The organism is Halomonas terrestris, from assembly GCF_049166755.1.
In the GTDB taxonomy this organism is placed as follows: domain Bacteria; phylum Pseudomonadota; class Gammaproteobacteria; order Pseudomonadales; family Halomonadaceae; genus Halomonas.
This window is the reverse complement of record NZ_JBMHFZ010000019.1, coordinates 73839-95997: the sequence shown is the minus strand read 5'-3', so window position 1 is coordinate 95997 and position 22159 is coordinate 73839. Positions and strand designations below refer to the sequence as shown.

Below are 22159 nucleotides of genomic sequence, written 5' to 3'. Positions count from 1 at the left end.
TGACGATGGCTCGCTGCACCACAGGCGGTGACGAGGGACGACCGGGATGATCCTGCGCGCCGTTCCGGTCCTGATCGTCACCCTGCTGGTCGGCCCCATCCTCGCCGGGCTGGCCATGGCGGTACTGCCCGCCTTCGGCTACCTGCCGGCGCTGGGCGGCCGCGAGTTCGGCCTGGCGCCCTGGCAAGAGCTGTTCGCCCAGCCCGGCCTGGCGCGCTCGGTGGCGGTGAGCTTCACCAGCGGCCTGGCCACCACCGCGCTGTCGCTTGCCGTGGTGCTGCTGTTCCTGGCCGGCGCCTCGGGCAGCCGGCTGGACCGCTGGATCCGGCGCATGGTCTCGCCGCTGCTGTCGATTCCCCACGCCGCCGCCGCCTTCGGCCTGGCCTTCCTGATCGCCCCTTCCGGTCTGGTGGCGCGGCTGCTCTCGCCGGGGCTCACCGGCTGGGAGCGCCCGCCGGATGCGCTGATCGTCCAGGACCCCTGGGGGCTGTCGCTGATGGCCGGCCTGGTCATCAAGGAGATCCCCTTCCTGCTGCTGATGAGCCTCGCCGCCCTGCCCCAGCTCGATCCCGAGCGGCGCCTGGCCATGGCCCGCTCGCTGGGCTACCGCCCGGCCATCGCCTGGCTCAAGGTGGTGCTGCCGGCGCTCTATCCGCTGATCCGCCTGCCGGTCTACGCGGTGATCGCCTACGCCACCTCGGTGGTGGACGTGGCGCTGATCCTCGGCCCCACCCTGCCGCCGACGCTGGCCGTGTCGATCCTCACCTGGTTCCACGACCCCGACCTGTCGGGGCGCTTCATGGCCTCGGCCGGTGCCGTGCTGCAGCTCGGCGTCACCACCGCGGCGCTCGTGTCCTGGTGGTGCCTGGAGTGCCTGGTCGCCCGCCTGGGGCGGCGCTGGATCGCGCACGGCGGGCGCCGGCGCGGCGAGCGGCCGCTGCGCCTGGCCGGCAAGGGGCTGATCCTGCTGACCACCCTCACCGCCTTCGTCGGCATCGGCAGCCTGGCGCTCCATTCCGTGGCCGGCTTCTGGCGATTTCCCGATGCCCTGCCCCAGGGCTTTACCCTCGTCCACTGGCTGCGCGCCCTGCCCGCCCTGTCGGGACCGCTGGCCTCGACGGTGCTGATCGCCATCGCCGCGACCCTGATCGCCCTGGTCCTGGTGCTGGCGGCGCTGGAGAACGAGCAGCGCACCGGCCACCACCCGGCCCAGGGGCGGGTGGTCTCGACGCTGGGGCTGCTCTACCTGCCGCTGATCGTGCCGCAGATCGCCTTCCTGTTCGGCCTGGTGGTGGTGATGGAGTCCCTGGGCATGCGCCCGACCCATGGCCTGGTGATCTTCGGCCACCTGCTGTTCGTGCTGCCCTATGTGTTCCTGTCGCTCTCGGAGGCCTATCGGCGCTTCGACCCGCGCTGGTCGCAGCTGGCCCTCAGCCTGGGCGGCTCACGCAACGGCGCCTTCTGGCGGGTACGGCTGCCCATGCTGCTGGCACCGATGCTCACCGCCGCTGCCGTGGGGCTCGCCGTCAGTATCGGCCAGTACCTGCCCACCCAGCTGCTGGGCGCCGGCCGGGTGCCCACCGTGACCACCGAGGCGGTGTCGCTGGCCACCGGGGGGAACCGCCGGCTGATCGGCGTCTGGGCCCTGGTCCAGGCCAGCCTGCCGCTGGTGGGCTTCATCATCGCCGTGGGCCTGCCGCGACTGCTGTGGTCCCACCGCCGCGGCATGCGAGGCGCACCATGAACCACCACTACGCCCTGACCCTGGAACGGGTCCGCATCGCCCTGGACGGGGTAACGCTGCTCGAGCTCGACGCCGAGGTGGGTCCCGGCGAGGTGCTCACCGTGATGGGCCCCTCGGGCTCCGGCAAGTCGACCCTGCTCGCCTTCCTGGCCGGCTTCCTGGCTCCGGACTTCGAGGCCAGCGGACGGGTGCTGCTCGACGGCCGAGACATCACCTCCCTCCCGGCGGAGCGGCGCGGCATCGGCCTGCTGTTCCAGGACCCGCTGCTGTTTCCCCATCTCTCGGTCGCCGGCAACCTGCGTTTCGGGCTGCCGAGGTCGGCCACCGACAAGTCCGGGCGGGTCGAAAAAGCCCTGGCGCAGATCGGCCTGACGGGCTTCGGCCAGCGCGATCCCGCGACGCTCTCCGGTGGCCAGAAGTCCCGGGTGGCGCTGATGCGCCTGCTGCTGTCGCAGCCCTGCGCCGTGCTGCTCGACGAGCCCTTCTCCAAGCTCGACACCCACCTGCGCCACGAGATGCGCCAGCTGGTGTTCTCCCGACTGCACGAGGCCGGCCTGCCGAGCCTGCTGGTCACCCACGACCGGGAAGACGCCGAGGATGCCGGCGGCCGGGTGATCGAACTCAGCCATTGAGCCTGTCGACCGACACCCCGGGCGACGCGTGCCAGCGCAGGCGATAGGGGTCGAAGCCTTCGACCAGCCGGGGCTTGACGATCTCGAAACAGGGCGAGAGATCGAAGTCACGGGGCGTTGACAGGCTGTAGTGCCGGCGGCGGTATCCGCGTAAGGCACGGCATGGATACAGCGACCAAGGGAATCCGATGACTGTGGGGAGACATGCCATGCGCCAGCCCCGGCTGAGCCTGATCATTCCGACCCTGAACGAGGCCGCCACCATCGAGGCCCGGCTCGATCGGCTGCTGGGCCTGTGGTTGTGTGGTGTCGAGATCATCGTGGTGGACGGCGGCAGCCGAGACGACACCCTCGCCAGGGCCTGTCCCGTAGCCACTCGCGTCATCGAGGCCCCGCCCGGGCGGGCCGTGCAGATGAACATCGGGGCCCACGCTGCCAGGGGCAGCCAGTTGCTCTTCCTGCATGCGGACACGCAGCTGCCGCAGCGCGCCGATCTCATGATCGACAGGGCGCTGGCGGGCACTCACTGCTGGGGACGCTTCGATATCCGTCTCGACGGACAACACCCCATGCTGCCCGTCATCGCCATGGCCATGAATGTCCGGTCACGGCTCACCGGTATCGCGACCGGTGACCAGGCACTCTTCATGACCCGCGAGGCATTCTCCCGTGTCGGCGGCTTTCCCGAGCAACCCCTGATGGAGGACATCGAAATGTCACGTCGACTCAAACGGCTCTCTTCCCCCGCCTGCCTGCGCCACCGGGTGGTGAGCAGTGGCCGCCGCTGGGAACAGCAGGGTGCCTGGGCGACGATGCGACTCATGTGGGAGCTGCGCTGGCGCTACTGGCGAGGCGAGTCACCGGAGACGCTGGCCCGTGAGTACCGCCATGTCCGCTGACTTCCCCCTGGCGATTCTCGCCAAGGCACCGATCCCCGGCGAGACGAAGACCCGGCTGATCCCGGTGCTCGGTGCCGAAGGCGCCGCCCGGCTGCATGCTGCCCTGCTGCGTCATACCCTCGAGGTCGCCACCGATGCCACCGCCGCCCACCGGATCACCCTGTGGACGGCATTGGATCATGCCCATCCGCTGTTCCTCGAGCTGGCCAGCCAGCACGGTATCGAGCTGCGCGCGCAGCCGCAGGGTGACCTGGGGGCGCGCATGCACCATGCCCTGAGCGCCACGCCCGGGCCGGGCCTGTTGATCGGCAGCGATTGCCCCGTGCTCACGCCGGCGCTGCTGCACCGCTGCCGAGAGGCCCTGGATCAGGCGGATGCCGTCTTCCTGGCGGCCGAGGACGGCGGTTATGCGCTGGTCGGTACCCGACGCCCCTCCCCTCGACTCTTCGCCGCCATCGACTGGGGCACGCAACGGGTGATGGCCCAGACCCGACAGCGTGCCGCCGCAATGGGCTGGCAACTGACCTGCCCTGCCGAGGTGTGGGACGTGGACCGCCCCGCGGATCTCGACAGGCTAATGCACGCTTTTCCGCTCCTCGCCGGGGCCGCCGTCCACTGATGAAGCCTTCAACGATGAGCGATCCGCGAGAACCGACGCCACACGGAACATCGCCAGGCATGCCGCCTGGCGATGGCCAACTGACACCCCCTTCACGCTCACTCGATACGGGTATTGAGGTAGTAGTGGTCACTGGTATCGGCGCGCCCACCGAACATGTTGGGGTGGACTTCCAGCACATACTCACCCGCATCGAGACGCTCGTTGATGATGAAATCTCCACCCCTTCTATGGGTCTGAGTGACGATATTACCGTTGCCATCACGCAGCACTGCCCTCAGGCCACTATGGGGAGCCCCCCCGCTGTTCATTCCACGGCTTCTGACCGTGATATGGGATGGGTCATCCAACTTTACCCGGTAATGATCGACACCGGTAAACCGTTGAGAAGGCGTATTGCCCTCCACCAGATCGAAGGAGCCATTGTTGAGCATGGCGGAAGCCTGGCCGGTCAGCCCAAGGGTCAGGATTCCCGTCATTACGACTGTTGCGATAGTGGTTGTGCGTTTCATTTTTCCTCTCCCTCATGGATGGTTCATGTTCAGGATCACGTATTGTGATTCCTTGGTTATTGGTAGAGGAAAGGGACATTTTCTTACTCGGTAGTTCATCACCATGAAGATGGTTTGGCACTATGCATTTTCCAGAATCATCTTCGATGGAGTGTAATCCGGAGAGGGAATGCAACGACAAAGACGGGGTGTCTTGCCATAATGGACGAACCGGCACGACCCCTGACAGCATGACTCGGGAGCGAACACCACATGACGGACGAGACGATCCTCCAGGGGGACGACGGCATGACCGAACCGGTCACACGCATGGAACGCCTGACGGCCGTACGACCTCGGCTGCTCTCCTTCGCTCGCCTGCACTTGCGTGACAACGCCCTGGCGGAGGATGCCGTCCAGGAGGCACTGATGGCCGCCATCGAGAAGGATGACGCCTTTGCCGGACGCTCCGGCTACGAGACCTGGGTCTTCGGCATCCTCAAGTACAAGATTCTCGACACGCTGCGCGCCCAGAAGCGCCAGGGCAAGTGGCAGCCGCTGGAAGAGGAGAGTGACGACGATGCCATCGATCGCCAGTTCCAGCGGAACGGCCGCTGGCAGGACGCAGCCCGCCCCGCCAGCTGGGGGGAGCCGGAGACCATCTTCGAGAACGAGCTCTTCTGGCAGGTCTTCGATGCCTGCATGATCGCGCTGCCGGACAACGTGGCCCGGGTCTTCTCGCTGCGTGAGCTGATGGGGCTCTCCACCGAGGAGATCTGCCGGGAGATCGGCATCAAGGAGAACAACTGCTGGGTGATCCTGCACCGGGCCCGGCTGCGCCTGCGCGCCTGCCTGGAGAAGGGCTGGCTGAGAGAGGAGCCCGCATGATGATGATGTGCAAGGGGGCGACCCGCCTGATGTCGCTCAAGCAGGATCGCCACCTGACGTTCCGGGAGCGACTCTCGCTGCACCTGCACCTGTCGATGTGCGGCGCCTGCCGGCAATGCGACCGGCAGTTCGACCTGCTGCATGAGGCGGGGCGACGCCACACGCCGGAGGTGCAGGAGAACGATGCCCGCTGATCGCCGGAGGCCAGCTGGGCAGGATCAGGAGCGCCAGCCGAAATGGTGTCTTGAACATGCGATTGCCTCCTTCGGATGAATCTCAAGCGTCGTCAAGCATGGAACGACCGGCAAGTCACGACATCAGGTTCAACGCCTCGAGTCGCCGAGCCATGCCCCACAGGCCACCCAGCAGCAACAGGGCGGCCACGGGGATCAGCATCGGGGCGAGGCTCGCCAGGGTGCCGGCGATCGGCAGCCCGAGCCAGATGAGTACCAGTGGGGCACAGCAGGCCCCGCCGGCCAGCAACGCCGGAACGGCGCCCAGCAGGCCGGTGCCCGTCCCGCCCAGACCGCACTGCCGGGGTGTTCGCCAGAGCCACCAGCCGGCCACCACGCTCGATCCCACCAGGAATCCCAGGCCAGCGGCGATCAGGGTATTGAGCGGGCTGAAGGTCCACACCAGTGCCCCCAGGCCGATCAGCCCCACCGGTTCGAACTGGAACGGACCCCGCGTCTGGAAGGCCCGCGGCCAGGCGGGAAAGTCCGCCTGCCAGCCCCCCGAGCCTCCCCCGGCGATGTCGCCGGTCAACCACAGGTAGAGCAGCATGTAGGCGGCCATTAACCCGCTCACGGCGACGAACGTGGCGGGACGCGACAGCATCCTGAGGATGAGCCGGGCCAGCGGTCTCATGGCACCTCCCGCCCCTCGTACAGATGGGTGTCCGGGTAGAAGGCAGCCCAGGCGAACCACATGGCCTCGAAGCCATTCACGGCCTCGAGCGAGTCGATGCCAGGCCCGGAAACGCCCTCGGCGGTATAATCGAGCCCTGCCGGCTGGATCTCGACGCCCCCGGGATTGTGGAAGGCCCAGCCGGTGTCCAGCTCCGGATCATGAATGACGGTGTAGCGACGCTCGCCCAGCGCGACATCCACCACGCCCTCCTCGCGCAGCGATTCACGGGTGATGGCCAGGGCGCCCTCCGGACCACGCAGGCCGAAGACCTCGGTCTTGGGCGGAAAACGATCATCGCGGTTCATCACCGGGAAGAGCCGCCGGCTGTCGGGGGCATAATAACCGCCGAGCGGGTTGTAGCTCCCGTAGGGGTCGCGTCGATAGTTGCGCACGAAGCCGGTCTCGTCGGTCAGCACCTCGGTTTCGGGATGGCGCGCCTGCCAGGCCCCCCAGGTGGTCCAGAACACCCGGAACTCCTCCAGCCCCTGGCCCTCCAGGGGCCCGTCGATGGCCACTCCCAGGATCTGCGGCCATTCACTGTCGGTGGCGCGGTCGTACATCACCAGGTTGCTGTTGACCAGCTTGCCGGAGACGCCGAGGTCGGTCTCGCCACGCTTGAAGCCCAGCGCGGTGCCCGTCAGGGGACAGTAGGTGATGCTCAGAGCCTCGCCGCCCAGTTCGTCGTTGACGATCTCGTGCCACACCAGGATACGCTGGGGATAGGCCCTGGCCTGGCCACGGTAGTAGACACCGATGACCCTGTCGCCCTCCTCCAGCGTCGCCTCTCCGGCTGGCTGAAAGCGGGGGCGATCGATGGACGGGATTCCGTCCTTGCCGGGCCCTCCCGAGCGTACTGCCTCCCGGAACGCCTCGAAGGAGTACGCCACCGGCACCGATGGTGGATCCAGGCCGGGCGGCGCCGCGAGTGCGGGTGACAGCGACGCGAGCCCCAGGGCGAGACTCAACACGGAAAGGCGCAGTTCACAGGCTGGCATGGCATTCTCCTCCTCCCGCCACCAGGCGACCTTGTCACGGGCGCAATACATCATTCCAGATACTGTTCCGTTACCACATGACTGACTTGAATCAGTGGTTCCGTATCGGTGAAGCGGGGAATATCCTCGAAGAGGGTACTCCCCACGGCATCGATGGCGGACTGGAAGGCGCCGAGAAACTCGAACCCGAGATGGGTCACGAAGCAGTAAGGGGACTTGGGGTCACTTCCCTGGTCCACACGCATGAATTTCAATCCGTACCCTTGCAACAAGCGTTTCACCAGGGCGGCATGCTCGCCAAGGTAATAGTCATCGTCAAAGCGCATGCCATCCCGATTCGGATACATCACCAGTACCTCGATCATCACTGAGATCCTCCGTCATCACTGCATCCAGCAGCGGCAGGCGGGCCATCCGGGTGTCCATTGCCACCCTGGCCCCTCATGACTTGGTGGGAGAATCGCCAGCTTCATTACATCTGACGGGGGATCACCGGCAGACGTCGGTCGTCGATGAGGAAGGGGATGTAAGGAGGGGACAGGCCTGACGACTGAACCCCCACGGATTCCGTTCCACGCTGGTTCGCTCCCGCGGACACCAGCCGAGACAGGAAAGACGACATGAACCAGATCACTCTGGAGGGGACCCAGGACCGCATTCAGCGATTGGTGGCAGTCAGGCCCCGGCTGGTATCTTTCGCCCGCCTGCAGCTTCGCGACCTGGCACAGGCCGAGGATGCGGTGCAGGAAGCGATTGCAGCGGCCATCGAGAAGGACGACACCTTCGCCGGGCGTTCCGGGTACGAAACCTGGGTATTCGGTATCCTCAAGTACAAGATCCTCGATGCCCTGAGAGCCCAGCGACGTGATGGCTGGTGGCAACCGCTGGACAACGAGCTGGACGAGGCGGCCATCGATCGACAGTTCCAGCAGAACGGCCGCTGGGAACAGGAGGCAAGGCCGTCGGACTGGGGAAACCCGGAGACGACGCTGCATAGCGAGAGGTTCTGGCAGGTCTTCGACCTCTGCATGACCGCCCTTCCCGAAACGGCGGCACGGGTATTTTCCCTGCGTGAACTGATGGGGCTGTCGGCCGAGGATATCTGTCGTGAAACGGGCCTGAAGCAGGGCAATTGCTGGGTGATTCTTCACCGTGCAAGATTACGCCTTCGCGCCTGCATCGAACGGGACTGGCTCAAGGAGAACGCATGATGTTCAAGATGATGATGTGCAAAGAGGCGACTCGCTTGATGTCCAGGCAGCTCGACACCTCACTGACATTCCAGGAGAAACTCTCCCTCAAGCTGCATCTCGCCATGTGCAGTGCCTGTAGCCAGTGCAACCAGCAGTTCAGGCTGCTTCATCAGACCGGAAGACATTTCGAGATATCGCTCGAAAGGCAGCTCGACGATACAGAACACGGGGGAGACGACAGGTCATGAAAGCGTATCGAATGACTCCCCCTGGATCACCCCAAGGGAAGGTGGCCGGGGATCGATCCCGGGCAATCCCTGGTGATCAGGTGACACGGTCGACATGGGCGAGATCTCCTCGCCCATGACAGTCATGGCACCTTACCACTGATGATCAGAAGTTGTACTGGGCCGCGAACTGCAGCCGGGTATTATCCTCCGAATCCCGGCTCTGGATCTCCTTCCGTCCGTGTGATACCTCGAACATCAGCGTGACCGGATCCGTCACCTGGTAGAAGTGACCGAAGTGGATACTCTCCAGCTTGCGAGTCGAGTTCGGGAAGAGATCACCGGGACGGTCCCCCCTGACCTGGCCATAGGAGAGGACAGAAGTGAACTTGTCGGTCCACTGCTGCTGCGCGGCCACGTTGAAGCCGTAGGCCTCGATCGTCTCCAGGTTGCCATCGGCATCGACGAAAGCCTCGCCGATCCCTTCAGTGCCGTCAGCGTTGCCACTGGCCGTGTACAGGTAGCGGCCGATACCGTCTCCATAGATGGCACCAGCCATCAAGGTGGTATCCGGACCGACACCGATATTGCCGGCCAGCATCAGGCCGTATCCCGTCGTCGAGTCATTGGCGGCGTCATCATCCACCTTGAGCCGACGGACCAGCGCCGCGGTCTCCACCTCTGCATTATCCCCGTTCCAGTGATAACGGGCCGTCAGGTCCGGGGCGGTGTCACGAGGCCCGGCAAAGCCCGTCGCTTCGGGGTTCTCGGCAGAGAAGGACAGGGCACTGGCTCCCAGTGGCAGCGTGTAACGGAGCTGAGCCTGGCGAACGAAGCTCACCCCCACCGGACCATCGAAGTCCACGGTAGTGGGGTAAGCGGTGAAATGCATGAAGTTGCTCCAGGTCTGGCCGGCCAGCAGGCCGTTCCACTCGCCATAGGCATGTCGCAGGCGAAAGCCGCGAGAGTTGGAGAACACCTCGTTGCCGCCCCCGCCGAAGAAGTCCCCTTCCAGATGGGTAGTGGCCGGCCCGAATGCGGTCGGTGTCGAGGTCTTGACGAACAGTCGTGACTGGCGGGCATGGGCGCGAAAGGAGGCATCGCTCGAGTCATCCGAGGTATCGATACCGTCAACGAACAGGCTGTCACCCAGGTCCTGGTCGAGGTCATAGATCGCATCCAGCTTGATATAGCCGCCGATCTGGACCGAGGTATCGGTGCCCGGCACCTTGAAGCTGCCTGGTGTATCCCCTCCCGTGACCACGTTCGATGCCAAGGCCTCTCGTTCCTCGGCTTCCTGCTGTTGTGCTTGTCGGGCTTGCGCCTGCTGGCTCTCGAGTCGCTCGATCTGACGCTGCATCTCCAGCATCTGGCTGCGTAACTGGTCGATGGTCGCATCCTGGGCCACGGCAGGCACGCTCATGGCGGCAAGCATCAGGGCAGTGGCACCCGTCGAGAACCGCAGGACTGACGCGCGCTTGTTTTCGTGTGAATTATCCATGATGGTCTCCCTTTTCCTGTCGGTATAGCTGTCTTGCCGAGAATCACTTGATCTCGACAATTCCCGCGCCTCCTTCATGCAAGGAGGTCACACTACTGAGTCAGAAAAGGGAGCCCGCTCTTACAGGAACGATGCAAACTTTATTAAGAAACAACCCTCCATAAATATGACAAGACAACCCCTTTACTATTGGAAAACAAGACACCAATAATTCGATCAGCATGCATCATCACATGGCCTGATGGCTCAATGGAGATCTTGATCATCAAGCTCATGACTAATTATCTCGATATATTCCCGGGTGACCGTATCGATCACATGGAGAGGCCCTGGGGGCGACTCCGACGACCGCATGTGGTCAAGCGAACAGCAGATCGCCATAGCTTCGGATCAAGATACCGATAACGATGGCGTTTCGACGGGCGGGCAACTGACGACCTCATTCCGGGCCATCATCCCCTCTCCGGGTGTCGCGGGCACTGCAACGGTGGCGAGCTACTCTTCATCCTCCACCGCCCGCCTCGCGATGGCCTCGAACACGACATCGAGCTCGCGGCCGATTTCCGCCAGCTCCTCGCCGCCCTCCTCGACATAGGGGGCCAGGACATGGCTCGGGGCCTTCCAGGACAGGGTTGCGCTCCCGTCCTCGTTCTCGGTGACGTAGAAGCGGATGGGCGCCTCGATCATGGCGGGGACGCTGAGGCGCAGGGTGCGCACGGCGAAATCGTTGCGAAAGACGCCGACCACCCGATTACCGGGAATCGACTCGCCACGCCTGGCCGCGGCCTCGGTGGGCCCGGCTTCCGTGACGACGAACATGCCCTCGGCCTCCACGGCCGCATGCAGGGCGTCCAGCAGCTCGGCATAGGCGAATGACGTGGGGATCACCTTCCAGCCCTGCTCGGGCCAAGGGGTGTCCGCCGTCACGGGTGCGGCCAGCCAGAGTGCCATGAGCCATGTCGCCAGTATCATCCGGGTCATCTCAGGCGCTCCTTGCCGATAGCGGGCCCTGCTCACGTTGCCAGTGTCGCAGGGTGGAAGGATGGACCCCGAACGTCTCGGGCAGGGTGATGCCGAGCTGCTCGGCCAGCAGGCCGATGATCGCCATATGGTGGATGGTGTGGCTGGTCAGGAAGGCGAGTTCACGACCCAGGCTGGTCTCGAGCGTCAACGACGCCTCGCCGACGGGGTAGTCGAGTCCCTGGCGCTCCGGCACGCCACGCTCGACCAGCGCGGTCAACGCGGCCTCGATGGCGCCCAGTCGACCAGCCGCCTGATGCGGCCATTGCTCGAGGACCTCGTCGCGGCGGCGGTGCTCGTAGTCGATGACCTCACCGCCGACTTCCAGCCCACCCAGCAGGGCGTCGTAATGGTCGATGATATGGCGAACGTGCTTGCCGAGCGTATGGTGACCGTGAGGGCCGAAGGCCTGTCGGTAGTGCTCCGGCGCCAGATCGCCGACGATACTCCTCAACTGCGACAATGCCAGGAGGTTCTCCTCGATGAGCCCCTCCCGTGGCGGAATTGACCTGTGTGCTATGTGCGACATGGCGGTTCACCTGTTGATCGCAACCTGGGAAGCCGCGGCCGGCGCCTGTGGCGTCCGGCCCGGCCACCCGCTCAGGGGCCCGAGGATCGGTTACCCCTCGGCTTCGGCTTCGGCCTCACCCTCGGCTTCGCCTTCACCTTCACCTTCGGCTTCACCCTCTGCCTCGGCCTCGGCTTCTGCCTCATGAGCCTCCGCCAGCATCAGGGGGGCTTCCTGGCCGCTGGTGAAGGCCGGCTCGGTCGACGTCTCGCTGGCCACGGCCTGGAAGGCCGCGCCACTGGCCACCAGCACCATTGCCGGGGCCGCATAACCGAACTGGCGGCTGAGCCGACTCAGCAGGCTTCTACGCTTCTCGTCGTGCAGTGTCATGATCATGACCTCCGTGATGACGAATGGGCGACATGCGACAGCATGTCGTCATGCAATGAAGGCAGCCGTCGCGGCTGGCTTCTCCTCGGTGTCACCGCCTTCAAGCGGTGCCACCCTCTGCTCGTGAATCTTCCGACAGCTCTCAACCATTGGCCGCGGCCACCCTGGGTCCTGGCTCGCCGAGCGTATCCAGCCAGGCGGAAACCGCCACCGAGGAGGGCACCCCCGCGCCGGGCGACACCGAGCGACGGTCGAGCCCGGCGAGCCACTCGCCGAGCGCCGTCACCGTGTGCGCGTCCGGTGGCTCGCCGGTGGCGGAGACGCAGCACGGCAGCAGCGCCCCCAGGACGTCCAGCGTTGAGGCCGGATCCAGGGCATCGCCCGGGCCCCCATCGGGATGCATGGACAGCACGCCACGGATCTCGACGGGCTCGGCCTCCCCTGCCGGACTGGCGGCGGTCACTTCCGGCATGGGCAGGCCCAGCGACTCGACACTCGGCCCCCCGGCCATGGCCAGCCGCAGCCCCCGGGTCACGACACCACCCGACGTCGACACCAGCCGTTGCCAGGCTTCGCCTGGCTGTTCCCCGGCAGGGATCAGGCAGAGCACCCCCGAGCCCCGGGGGGTGACCAGCAGTCCGGCATCGATCACCAGGTGATCCGCCATGGCGGCCTGGCGCACCAGGTGGGCCAGCAGCGCCGAGCCGAGTTGCGCCAGGGTCAGTCGCGCCGCCAGCACCTCGCCATCGGCCGCCAGGGTATAGCCCGCCGGGTCACGCAGGACCTCCAGCCGCGGCAATTCGCTCGCCGCCTCGTCGCCCAGCGGCATGAGCCGCTCCCCGAGGAGCTCCGACAACCGGGCGATGGCGGGAGCGCTGTCGACCTGCAGGGCCCAGCGTTTGCCGTCGAAGGCCAGTTGCAGAGCCCGCCCTGACGAGGACACGGCCGATGGCGTCGGGCGCGACTCCCCGAGGACGGTCGCCGGCGACGCGGATGCGGCCGGGTCACCCAGCTGACACAGCAGGCCGGTGCGGCACCATTCGCCCAGCGTTGCCCACACTTCGCGGCGCAGTGACTGAGGGTCCGGAGGGGTATCAGCATCGGCGGCCGCCGCACGGGTCAGCTCGAGGGCGATAGCGTCGGGATCCAGCCCCTCCGTCGCCAGCAGCCAGATCAGTGCCGCCGAGTCGTTGGGCCGGTAGTAGCGACCGGTATGGGTGGCATAGAGCGCAAGCTGGTCGTCAACCAGCAGTTCCGCCACATGGCGGTGCCGCAGGACCGGGCGCGGTACCTTGCCGCCCGCCACGCCATCGGCCAGCTCGATGTCGGCCAGCCCGGGAAGCGAGAAGTACGGCAGATAGCGCGACGGCTCCGCCGACGGGAGCAGGCGCTGGAAGGCTCCCCCGCGGGCCAGCTCGGCCTCGGCCTCGGCAACCAGGCGGGCGCTGACGTCGGCAGCGAACGACTCGTCTGCCGGCGGCGCGGCACCATCGATGTCCAGCAGCGAGATCATGTCCCGGACCAGCCCCCCCTTGACGGCCTCCTCGATCCGCCCCCCGCTCTCCGGTGCGGCACAGATGCCGAGCGACGGACTCAGGTTGCACTCGAGGATCCAGGGCTTGAGCGTGTCGTCGACCAGGCAGTCCAGGCCCAGTAGCTCGTAGCAGCCGCGGGGGTCGGCGCCGACCCGGGAGGTGCGTTGGCGTATGGCATCCACCGCGGAAATGACCGTCAGGGCGACAAGGTCCTGGATCCGCTCGAAGAGACGGGCGTCGTCATGGCCCTGGTCACGCAGCCACTGCCGGTAACGCTCGAGGTCGATGAACTCCACCGGCACCTCCGCCCCGGTGTTGAGGGCGTTGATGTCCGGATTGGTCAGCTGGCTGTAGGGGTTGTCGGCATCCTCGGGATCCCAGGGCTCAGAGGCCAGCTTGGCGAAACCCTGGCGGTAGAGATAGACACGCAGGGGCTCGATGGCGGAGATCAGCACGTAGAGCCTCAATACATACTTGTGGCCGCGGATGGTATGGGGATTGGCGAGGTACTCCTGGACCATCCAGTCGGGCTGCAGAGGCGCCTCGGCCACGTCACGCAGTACCCTGACCCCCTTGCCCTTGGAGGCATTGGTGGGCTTGAGTATCCAGCGTTGGTCCGGCTGCGCCAGTGCCGCCTCCTGGAGGGCGTGATAGTCATGGGGCATCACGTAGGCCCGGGGGAAGAACGCCAGCCGCGCCGCCAGTTCACTGTCGGCACCGTGGCTCTCGTGAATGCGCTCACGCAGCGTCGCCAGGCTGTCGTGCAGCCGGCTCTTGACGGTGAGTGCCGCATTGCCGGGAAAGTGGTTGAGCCGGCGCTGCGGCGAGACCCGGCGGAACTGTTCGGCATCGGGCATGCCGGTGACCCAGCCGGTGTCCCATCGGGTCTCGTCCCCAGGCTTCCAGCCCAGCGGTTCCAGGGCCTCCCGGAAGAATCGATCCTGTTCGGCGGCGCGCTTGCCACCCAGCCAGAAGTGCCGTGTCGGCGAATGCTGCTCCGTCATTCCCGCGATCTCCTGTTCGGCCGTCGCTGTTGTCGTGTGGTGTGCCGTGATGACTCTGTCGTCGCATCCACCCGGTCCTTACAGCGATAGCAACCGAGACGCGATCTGTCTCGGATTTGATTTATGGACTGATCAGTACTAAATTTCGGGGCATGACACGTGGACGCCCCATCGCATTCAACCCGGACGAGGCTGCCAACGCCGCCATGCAGGTCTTCTGGGCTCGTGGCTACGACAGTGCCTCGACCCGCGACCTGCTGGCGGCCATGCGCCTCTCGCGCAGCAGCCTCTACCAGGCCTTCGGCAACAAGGAACAGCTGTTCCTCGAGGCCCTGCGACGCTATCGCGAGACCCTGGTCGACCGTCTCGGCCGCCGCCTTGCAGAGGCGGCGACGCCGCTGGGCTTCCTCGAAGGGCTGTTCCGCGAAACCGCGCGGGATGCCGGGAGCGAGCGTGCCGCCCTGGGTTGCCTGATCTTCAACTCTGCCAGCGAACTCGGTCAACGCGATGATCTTGCGGCCATCGAGGCAAGGCGCAGTGTCGAGGCCATCACCGCACTGTTTCACCAGGCCGTCACCCAGGCCCAGGCCGAGGGCGACATCGCCGCGGATCGCGACCCCCTGGCCCTCGCCACCTACCTGACGATGGGCATGGCCGGCCTGCGGACCCTGCTGAAAAGTGGCGCGGACGCCGAGCAGGCCGGGCAGGCGGTGGAACTGCTTCTCGCCGGGCTGCGCCGCTGATCTCTTTTTTTGCCATTTATGGAACGATCAATCCATATTTGGCGCAACACGCAACACCCATGACGACGAAGGAGGACTCCCCATGTCAGCCGACTACCAGATCCAACTGGCACCCCAGACCCTGGACAACGCCGACGCCAAGGCCAGGCCCCTGCTCGAGCAGGCCAACGCCAAGCTGGGGTTCGTGCCCAGGATGTACGAGGGCATGGCCAAGGCCCCCGGCGTGCTGGACACCTACCTGCACGGCTACGAGCTGTTCCGCAACGATTCCGGCTTCGCCCCGCCCGAGCAGGAGGTGGTCTTCCTGACCATCAGCCGGCTCAACGGCTGCAGCTACTGCATGTCGGCCCACAGCATGCTGGCCGACAAGATGTCACAGGTGCCGGCCGACGTGCTCGAGGCGATCCGCGAGGACCGTGAGATTCCCGATCCGCGACTGGCGGCCCTGAGCGAGTTCACCAGGGTGATGTTCGAGACCCGGGGCATGCCCCGCGAGGCCGACGTCAAGGCCTTCCTGGACGCCGGCTTCGAGGAGCAGCATGTTCTCCAGATCGTGCTGGCCCTGGCGGTGAAGACGCTGTCCAACTACGCCAACCACGTCAACCACCCGGAGCTCGACGAGGCCTTCTCCGGCCACGCCTGGCAGGGCTGAAGACGCCGCCGAACGGCAAAACGGAAGATAAGAAAAGGTTTTTATATAACCGAATGCACTAGATGTGTCAGGAAGCATTCTTGGCGAGGGACCGCCATCCCGTTGCAGCATGGAAGCCTGACACCATCCCTGACGAGGAGGATCCGCCATGCGATCCCCACTGATCCTGGCCGCCGGCGCCCTGGCCATCGCCGGCCCGGCCCACGCCCTGCATCCCTCTCCACTGGTCGAGGCCGAGTGGCTGGACGAGCAACTGGGCAGCGATGGCCTGGTGGTGCTGGACGTTCGCTCCCGCATCGACGACGGCGGCGATCGCGACACCTTCGAGGCCGCCCGCATCCCCGGCAGCCGCTACAGCAACTATACCGACGCCGGCTGGCGCGAGGGCCGCGACGACGTGGCCGGTCTGCTGCCGGACGTCGCCGACCTGGAGAAGCTGATCGGCGGCCTGGGTATCGGCAACGACGACACCGTGGTCATCGTCCCGGCGGGCACCGGCCCCACCGATTTCGGCAGCGCCGCACGCGTCTACTGGACCTTCAAGGTGCTGGGACACGACGAGGTGACGATCCTCAACGGCGGCTTCTCCGGCTGGGAGCAGCAGGGCTACGAGATCGCCAGCGGCCCGGTGGGCGACACCCAGGCGGCCAGCTTCGAGGGCAGCCTGCAAGAATCGCTGCTGGCCACCACCGAGGAGGTCGAAGCGGCCCGCCAGGCCGGCGAGCAGCTGGTCGATGCCCGGCCGCCGGCCTTCTTCACCGGCGAGACCCAGTCCCCCGCCACCCGGGTTCCCGGCACCATCCCGGAATCGGCCAACCTGCCCCATGACGGCGCCCTGACGGAGCGTGACGGGGCCTACTACCTGGAGCCCGAGCGGCTGCAGGCGAATATCGACGAGTCGGAACTGGACCGCGGGGCACCCACCGTTGCCTTCTGCAACACCGGCCACTGGGCCGCCAGCGGCTGGTTCCAGCTCAGCGAGATCGGCGGCTTCGAGAACGCCACCATGTACGACGGCTCCATGGCCGAGTGGACCCGGGACGACGCGCGCCCCATGCACCTGGCCGACCGAGGTCTCGTCACCGTGGGCGAGCTGGCCGAGTAGGCACGAAAGCCCCTTCAAGCCCCGAGAACGCCCCGCGACCTGACGGTCGCGGGGCGTTGCTGTCGTCTAGCCCAGTCGCTCGGCCAGGGCATCGAGATCCGCCACGGTCATGTCCGGCTCGATGGCCCAGGGGTCGAAGGGTGCATCCAGGCTGCGGCGTACCCAGGCGGCGTGCAGGCCGGCATGCCGGGCGCCGATGACGTCGAAGGGGTTGCTCGAGATCAGCCAGGTATCCCCGGGGCTGACCTCGAGCCGGTTGCGCAGGTGCGCGTAGACCGCCGGGTCGGGCTTGAAACGCTTGACCTCGTCGACACTGATCACCGTCTCGAAGTGCTCGAGCAACCCGGCCTGGTCGAGCAGCCCGGTGACCGCCTCGCCCGTACCGTTGGAGAAGGCCACGCAACGCACCCCGGCCGCGGAGAGCCGTGACAGCGCCGCGGCCGCTTCGGGGAAGGCCGGCAGCCGGGCATAGGTGGCCATCAGGTGGTCCTTGTCGACATCGGCCAGCCGGGTCTGCAGGGCGCGGTCGGTGAACTCCAGGGCCTCCCGGGTACATTGCGAGAAGGCCACATAGGCCCCCATCAGGCCCCGCCGGAAGCTGTATTCGAGCTGCTTGTCGCGCCAGCGCCGCGAGAACTCGGCGGCCAGCTCCCCCTTGCCGGAGGCGGCGAGCCGCTCCTCCAGTTCGGTGACCACGCCATGGGTGTCGATCAGGGTCCCGTAGACATCGAAGGCCAGCACCGTTGCCATCCGCTCAGCTCCTTGGATTGACGCATTGCGATGCCAGCAGCATGGCGCCTGAAGGGAGCGGACTCAAGGGGAAAGCGAGAACCTCGGCACCGGCGTCGCCCCCGGGGGAAGTACGGCAAGCGATCGATGCGACGGGTGGCCACGACCTCCCGGAGTGATGCGCTCTCCCTGACGGGTGCCGTGGATCGGCTGTAAGGAACCGGTCGAGAGGGTCGACTCAGTGATCGAGAGAAGACAGGCGCGATCGATGCTTCGGGACGCCACTGACGCCGGGGGACCGGCTGGAAACGGCACGCACCGATGATCCGGTCCCGTTCAGTCGGCATTCCAGGCGCCGTCGGGGGCCGGCACGTCACTGCCTGTACGCCCGAGGGCGGGGAAGACTCTCGTATCCCTTACCCACCGGGAGACGCTCACATGGCACGCCGAGGTCGTCACGGATCCAGGTCGAGCATCTTCCGGCTGCGACGCGGAATCGCCACCGGCTGGCCAATGGCCACCTTCACCAGGCTTCGCGTCAGGCTCGCCGCCGGCTCCCGCATCCTGCGGCACTCCTGGCGAATCAGTCCGCCGTTCCTGCTGGCCGCTGGGTTCGTGGTCCTGATCCTCGCGGGAACGGCACTGCTCAAGCTGCCGCTCTCCGTAACCGCCCCCATCTCGTGGGGCGAGGCCCTGTTCACGGCCACCTCGGCGGTAACCGTCACCGGCCTGGTCGTCATCGAGACCGGCCCCTCCTTCAGCATCTGGGGCGAGGCCGTCATTCTCGTATTGATGCAGGCGGGCGGCCTGGGACTCATGACCTTCGCCGTACTGGCATTGCTGTCACTCGGCGGGCGCATCGGGAGCCGACGGGCCCTGGTCGCCAGCGGCGCCTACAACGAGACCCACCCTCGGGACGTCATGCGCACCGCCAAGGTGGTGGTCAGGATGGCGCTGGTCGTGGAGGGCATCGCCCTGATCCCCCTGGCGCTGGTCTGGGTGCCCGAGCATGGCTGGCTCCAGGGGCTCTGGTGGTCCATCTTTCACACCGTTTCCGCCTTCAACAATGCCGGTTTCACCCTTTCCCCCGACAGCCTCATGGCATACACCGGAAACCCGGTCATCAATACGGTGATTCCCGCCCTCTACCTCATCGGAGGCCTGGGGTTCATCGTGATCATGGGGATTCTCGACTATCGCCACAGCCGGCGACTGGACATCAATGCCAAGGTCGTGCTCCTCGGCACCGCCGTGTTGAGCCTCATGGGCGCTGCCATGATCTACATGCTGGAGTCGGATAATCCGGCCACCCTGGCAGCACTGCCCGGCCTTCCCGATCGGCTCTGGGCCTCCTGGCTCCAGGCGACGACACCGAGAACCGCGGGTTTCCACAGCCTCGACATCGGCGACCTCACCCAGCCCACCAGCCTGGTGCTGATGCTGCTGATGTTCATCGGGGCGGGGGCCAACGGCACCGGCAGCGGCATCAAGGTCGCCACCCTGTTCGTCCTGCTCGCCGCCACCTGGACCTACATTCGGCGCCGGCGCGAACCCACGCTCTTCTCGCATGCCATCGATACGACCACCCTGCTCAAGGCGCTTGCGGTCACGGTGATGGCCGTCCTCGGCATCTTCATGGGCACCCTGGCCCTGTCCATCACCGAGGACGCCGATCTGCTGACGATCGCCTTCGAAGCCACATCCGCCCTGGGCACCGTTGGCCTGACACGGGGCTTGACGACGGAGCTTTCCGGCTGGGGCCAGGTGATCGTCATGATGATGATGATCGTAGGACGCGTATGCCCGCTGACGGTGGCCTATCTGGTCGGCTCCGCCTTCGTTTCCTCCCGGGACTCGATGAAGGCAGAGCTGCAGATCGGCTAGACATGACGATGGCAACCGGATGATCTCGCTGGCCTGCCATCCTGCCGGTTCCCGGCTCGAACCAGAGCGGCAGCGGGGCCCCTGCTGCGCATCGGGTCATCGGCCCGCTGCCGGTCGCGCTGAGCTGCTTCCCTCCAGCGCTCGGTGTGGCGGGGCTGGCGCCGCCGGGCAGGCCGGCAAGATGCTGGTATCCTGAACCCTGTACCCCTGTGGCCCCCATCCCCCAAGGAGAGACTTGCCCATGGAGCCGGCACGCCGGGAAAGACGCAACGTGGCCATCCTGGTGACCAGCCAGGTGCTGTTCATGGTGGCCTCGATCACCGTCATGACGCTGAGCGGCGTGGTCGGCCAGCAGCTGAGCCCCGACCCGGGCCTGGCCACGCTGCCGATCGCCATGATGATGCTGGGCACGGTGGTCTCCACCCTGCCGGCCTCGCTCTACATGAAGCGCGTGGGCCGGCGCCGCGGCTTCATCACCGGCGCGAGCCTGGGTGGCGTGGCCGGTGGCCTGCTGAGCTTCGGCGCCGTGGCGCTGGGGTCCTTCTGGCTGTTCTGCGCCGGCAACCTGCTGCTGGGGCTCTACCAGGGCTTCGCCATGTACTACCGCTTCGCCGCCGCGGACGTGGCGAGCCCTGCCTTTCGCAGCCGGGCCATCTCCTTCGTCATGGCCGGCGGCGTGGCCGCCGCCTTCCTAGGCCCCTGGAACGCCAGCGCCGCCACCGGCCTGATCGCCGGGGTGCCATCCGGCGGCCCCTACCTGGTGATCGCGCTGCTGGCCCTGCTGGCCATCGCCCTGCTGAGCCGGCTCAGGGTGCCCGCCAGCGGCGAGCCCCGGCCCGGCGACAGCGCTCGCCCCATGGCCACCATCGCCGCACGGCCGGGCTTCGTGGTGGCGGTGCTGGCCGGCGCGATGGGCTACGCCATCATGGTGCTGGTAATGACCGCCACCCCGCTGGCCATGCGCGCCCGGGGCTTCGACATGGGCCAGGTCGCCTTCATCATGCAGTGGCACGTGCTGGGCATGTTCGCCCCCTCCTTCGTCACCGGCAGCCTGATCGTCCGCTTCGGCGTCCCGCGCATCCTGCTGACCGGCGCCCTGCTGTTCACCGGCACGGCCCTGGTGGCCAACCTCGGCACCGACCTGGCGCACTTCTGGGTGGCGCTGGTGCTGCTGGGCATCGGCTGGAACTTCCTGTTCGTGGGCGGCAGCGCCCTGCTCTCCACCGTCCACTCCGAAGCCGAACGCGGCAAGGTTCAGGGCATCAATGACCTGATCATCTTCTCCCTGGTGGCCCTGGGTTCGCTGATGTCGGGGGCACTGCTGCACCGCCTCGGCTGGGAGGCCCTCAACCTCGCCATGCTGCCGGCCGTCCTGCTGGTGGCCCTGGCCGCCGTGTGGTTCCGACCGAGCGCTTCTCCGCAGCCGGCGGGCAGCCCTTCGACGCCGTCCGAAAGGCAGGGAAACGGTGGCCAGTCGACCCGCACCGCACGGGGACCGAAGGCCCCTTGACCACTGGATCCCTTGCCCGCGGTCCCTCAGTCGTCCGCCAGCCGCGACAAGGCAAAGCCGGCAATCGCGGTATCCTGCACCCCGGTGCCGGTCAGGTCGCACACCGTGATGGTGGCATCCGACAGGCGCAGTCGCTGGCCTTCGGCGATCACGCGGCCCAGCTCGTGCACCTTGAAGGGGGCCTCCTTGCCGCCCAGCGCCTTGAGTTCGCCGTTGCTCTCGCTCTGGGCGCGGGTGTCGCAGACGAAGGCGTCGGCACGGGTCAGCACCGACTCGTCGAGCTCGCGCTTCTCGGGGCTGTCGGAGCCTATGGCGGTCACGTGGACGCCCTCGGGAAGATCGCGGGCATGCAGGATGGGATGTCGCGATGGCGTGGTGGTGACGATGATGTCGGCTCGTTCACAGGCCGCATGGACGCTACCGTGCACCTCGACCCTGAAGCCACGAGTGCGCATGCGCTCGGCATAGGCCTCGGCGGCGACCGGGCGACGCGCCCAGACATCGATAGTATCGATATCGCATACCAGGCACAGCGCCTCGACCTGACACTCGGCCTGTTCGCCCGCCCCCAGCACCGTCACGCGTCGACTGTCCTGCCGGGCGAGATACCTGGCGGCAATGGCACCGGCCAGCGCCGTGCGCACCATGGTGAGATACCCCTCGTCGAGGAACAGGGCATCGAGCTGGCCGGTCTTCGCCGAGAACACCAGCATCAGGCCACCGAGGCTGGGCAGGCCGAGCTTCGGGTTGTCGAAGAAGCCGGGGCTGATCTTGATGGCGAAGCGCTCGGCGCCGCGGATATGGGCGGTCTTGACGTCCACCTCGCCGTTGGACTCCTCGATGGCCATGGAGAGGATCGGCGGCTGGACGACCTCGCCGCGCCCCAGGGCGACGAACCCCGCCTCCACCGCGGCCATGGCGTCATGATCGATCTTCACGGCCTGCGAGATGACGTCCCGATGATAGAGCTGCATGAGAACC

General features: G+C 66.5%; 24 protein-coding genes. 13 read left to right on the top strand and 11 right to left on the bottom strand.

Translation table 11 applies throughout. The annotated features are described in order from the left end of the window. Positions 1–46: 46 nt before the first annotated feature. The 4 genes from ACOMD9_RS16535 to ACOMD9_RS16520 all read left to right on the top strand — a co-directional run bounded on the left by ACOMD9_RS16535 (position 47) and on the right by ACOMD9_RS16520 (position 3894). Entirely contained in the window at positions 47–1744 is a 1698-nt protein-coding gene (locus tag ACOMD9_RS16535) for an ABC transporter permease (protein ID WP_421417061.1), read from the top strand. After that, positions 1741–2376: an ATP-binding cassette domain-containing protein gene (locus tag ACOMD9_RS16530; protein ID WP_421417060.1), complete on the top strand. Its 636-nt coding sequence runs from the start codon at positions 1741–1743 to the stop codon at positions 2374–2376. Before ACOMD9_RS16535 ends, ACOMD9_RS16530 begins: the two co-directional genes overlap by 4 nt. Before the next feature lie 209 nt (positions 2377–2585). Next, complete coding sequence (locus ACOMD9_RS16525) at positions 2586–3275, top strand: TIGR04283 family arsenosugar biosynthesis glycosyltransferase (protein ID WP_421417059.1); 690 nt, start codon at positions 2586–2588, stop codon at positions 3273–3275. Continuing rightward, a complete protein-coding gene (locus ACOMD9_RS16520) occupies positions 3265–3894 on the top strand; it encodes a TIGR04282 family arsenosugar biosynthesis glycosyltransferase (protein ID WP_421417058.1) in 630 nt (209 codons plus the stop codon). Before ACOMD9_RS16525 ends, ACOMD9_RS16520 begins: the two co-directional genes overlap by 11 nt. A gap of 98 nt (positions 3895–3992) precedes the next feature. Here the strand turns inward: ACOMD9_RS16520 and ACOMD9_RS16515 are convergent, their stop codons facing one another. Beyond that, positions 3993–4406, bottom strand: coding sequence for a hypothetical protein (locus tag ACOMD9_RS16515; RefSeq protein WP_421417057.1), 414 nt, complete (start codon positions 4404–4406; stop codon positions 3993–3995). Between the two features lie 252 nt (positions 4407–4658). On the opposite strand from ACOMD9_RS16515, the gene ACOMD9_RS16510 reads away from it, so the two are divergent. Next, a complete protein-coding gene (locus tag ACOMD9_RS16510) occupies positions 4659–5273 on the top strand; it encodes a sigma-70 family RNA polymerase sigma factor (protein WP_421417055.1) in 615 nt (204 codons plus the stop codon). Then, entirely contained in the window at positions 5270–5467 is a 198-nt protein-coding gene (locus ACOMD9_RS16505) for a zf-HC2 domain-containing protein (RefSeq protein WP_421417054.1), read from the top strand. Before ACOMD9_RS16510 ends, ACOMD9_RS16505 begins: the two co-directional genes overlap by 4 nt. Positions 5468–5582: 115 nt before the next feature. Here the strand turns inward: ACOMD9_RS16505 and ACOMD9_RS16500 are convergent, their stop codons facing one another. The 3 genes from ACOMD9_RS16500 to ACOMD9_RS16490 are packed head-to-tail and all read right to left on the bottom strand — an operon-like array spanning position 5583 to position 7542. After that, entirely contained in the window at positions 5583–6140 is a 558-nt protein-coding gene (locus ACOMD9_RS16500; protein WP_421417052.1) for a hypothetical protein, read from the bottom strand. Then, entirely contained in the window at positions 6137–7177 is a 1041-nt protein-coding gene (locus ACOMD9_RS16495) for a DUF3179 domain-containing protein (protein ID WP_421417050.1), read from the bottom strand. The genes ACOMD9_RS16500 and ACOMD9_RS16495 overlap by 4 nt, the downstream gene beginning before the upstream one ends. 50 nt (positions 7178–7227) lie before the next feature. Beyond that, positions 7228–7542 (bottom strand): EthD family reductase, encoded by a 315-nt coding sequence (locus ACOMD9_RS16490; RefSeq protein ID WP_421417049.1) that lies wholly within the window; start codon positions 7540–7542, stop codon positions 7228–7230. A 255-nt stretch (positions 7543–7797) separates the two neighbouring features. Between ACOMD9_RS16490 and ACOMD9_RS16485 the strand changes: the two genes are divergently transcribed. Next, on the top strand, positions 7798–8388 hold the full coding sequence (locus tag ACOMD9_RS16485) for a sigma-70 family RNA polymerase sigma factor (protein ID WP_421417047.1): 591 nt from the start codon (positions 7798–7800) through the stop codon (positions 8386–8388). Continuing rightward, the gene (locus tag ACOMD9_RS16480; RefSeq protein ID WP_421417046.1) at positions 8385–8618 is read left to right on the top strand and encodes a zf-HC2 domain-containing protein; all 234 of its coding nucleotides are present in this window, start codon (positions 8385–8387) and stop codon (positions 8616–8618) included. Before ACOMD9_RS16485 ends, ACOMD9_RS16480 begins: the two co-directional genes overlap by 4 nt. A gap of 145 nt (positions 8619–8763) precedes the next feature. On the opposite strand, the gene ACOMD9_RS16475 is transcribed toward ACOMD9_RS16480, so the two are convergent. From ACOMD9_RS16475 to ACOMD9_RS16455, 5 genes are all read right to left on the bottom strand, one after another. Continuing rightward, positions 8764–10176, bottom strand: coding sequence for a DcaP family trimeric outer membrane transporter (locus ACOMD9_RS16475; protein WP_421417044.1), 1413 nt, complete (start codon positions 10174–10176; stop codon positions 8764–8766). 417 nt (positions 10177–10593) lie between these two features. After that, positions 10594–11079 (bottom strand): DUF302 domain-containing protein, encoded by a 486-nt coding sequence (locus ACOMD9_RS16470; RefSeq protein ID WP_421417043.1) that lies wholly within the window; start codon positions 11077–11079, stop codon positions 10594–10596. A gap of 1 nt (position 11080) precedes the next feature. Then, entirely contained in the window at positions 11081–11647 is a 567-nt protein-coding gene (locus ACOMD9_RS16465; RefSeq protein ID WP_421417042.1) for a DinB family protein, read from the bottom strand. Between the two features lie 90 nt (positions 11648–11737). Then, a complete protein-coding gene (locus ACOMD9_RS16460; protein WP_421417041.1) occupies positions 11738–12016 on the bottom strand; it encodes a hypothetical protein in 279 nt (92 codons plus the stop codon). 142 nt (positions 12017–12158) lie between these two features. Beyond that, positions 12159–14555: a PqqD family peptide modification chaperone gene (locus tag ACOMD9_RS16455; protein WP_421417039.1), complete on the bottom strand. Its 2397-nt coding sequence runs from the start codon at positions 14553–14555 to the stop codon at positions 12159–12161. A 152-nt stretch (positions 14556–14707) separates the two neighbouring features. Here ACOMD9_RS16455 and ACOMD9_RS16450 point away from each other — a divergent pair, with 152 nt between their 5' ends. From ACOMD9_RS16450 to ACOMD9_RS16440, 3 genes are all read left to right on the top strand, one after another. After that, the gene (locus ACOMD9_RS16450) at positions 14708–15298 is read left to right on the top strand and encodes a TetR/AcrR family transcriptional regulator (RefSeq protein ID WP_421417037.1); all 591 of its coding nucleotides are present in this window, start codon (positions 14708–14710) and stop codon (positions 15296–15298) included. 82 nt (positions 15299–15380) lie between these two features. Beyond that, entirely contained in the window at positions 15381–15950 is a 570-nt protein-coding gene (locus ACOMD9_RS16445) for a carboxymuconolactone decarboxylase family protein (protein WP_421417036.1), read from the top strand. Between the two features lie 148 nt (positions 15951–16098). Further along, positions 16099–17055: a sulfurtransferase gene (locus ACOMD9_RS16440; protein WP_421417034.1), complete on the top strand. Its 957-nt coding sequence runs from the start codon at positions 16099–16101 to the stop codon at positions 17053–17055. Positions 17056–17121: 66 nt separating this feature from the next. Here the strand turns inward: ACOMD9_RS16440 and ACOMD9_RS16435 are convergent, their stop codons facing one another. Next, a complete protein-coding gene (locus ACOMD9_RS16435; protein ID WP_421417033.1) occupies positions 17122–17805 on the bottom strand; it encodes a haloacid dehalogenase type II in 684 nt (227 codons plus the stop codon). Positions 17806–18222: 417 nt separating this feature from the next. On the opposite strand from ACOMD9_RS16435, the gene ACOMD9_RS16430 reads away from it, so the two are divergent. Both ACOMD9_RS16430 and ACOMD9_RS16425 read left to right on the top strand, forming a co-directional pair. Continuing rightward, a complete protein-coding gene (locus ACOMD9_RS16430; protein WP_421417031.1) occupies positions 18223–19668 on the top strand; it encodes a TrkH family potassium uptake protein in 1446 nt (481 codons plus the stop codon). A 241-nt stretch (positions 19669–19909) separates the two neighbouring features. Then, positions 19910–21178 carry an MFS transporter gene (locus ACOMD9_RS16425; protein ID WP_421417029.1) on the top strand — a complete coding sequence of 423 codons (1269 nt, stop codon included), beginning with the start codon at positions 19910–19912 and terminating at the stop codon, positions 21176–21178. Positions 21179–21204: 26 nt separating this feature from the next. On the opposite strand, the gene ACOMD9_RS16420 is transcribed toward ACOMD9_RS16425, so the two are convergent. Further along, entirely contained in the window at positions 21205–22152 is a 948-nt protein-coding gene (locus ACOMD9_RS16420) for a cyclodeaminase (protein WP_421417028.1), read from the bottom strand. Positions 22153–22159 lie beyond the last annotated feature (7 nt).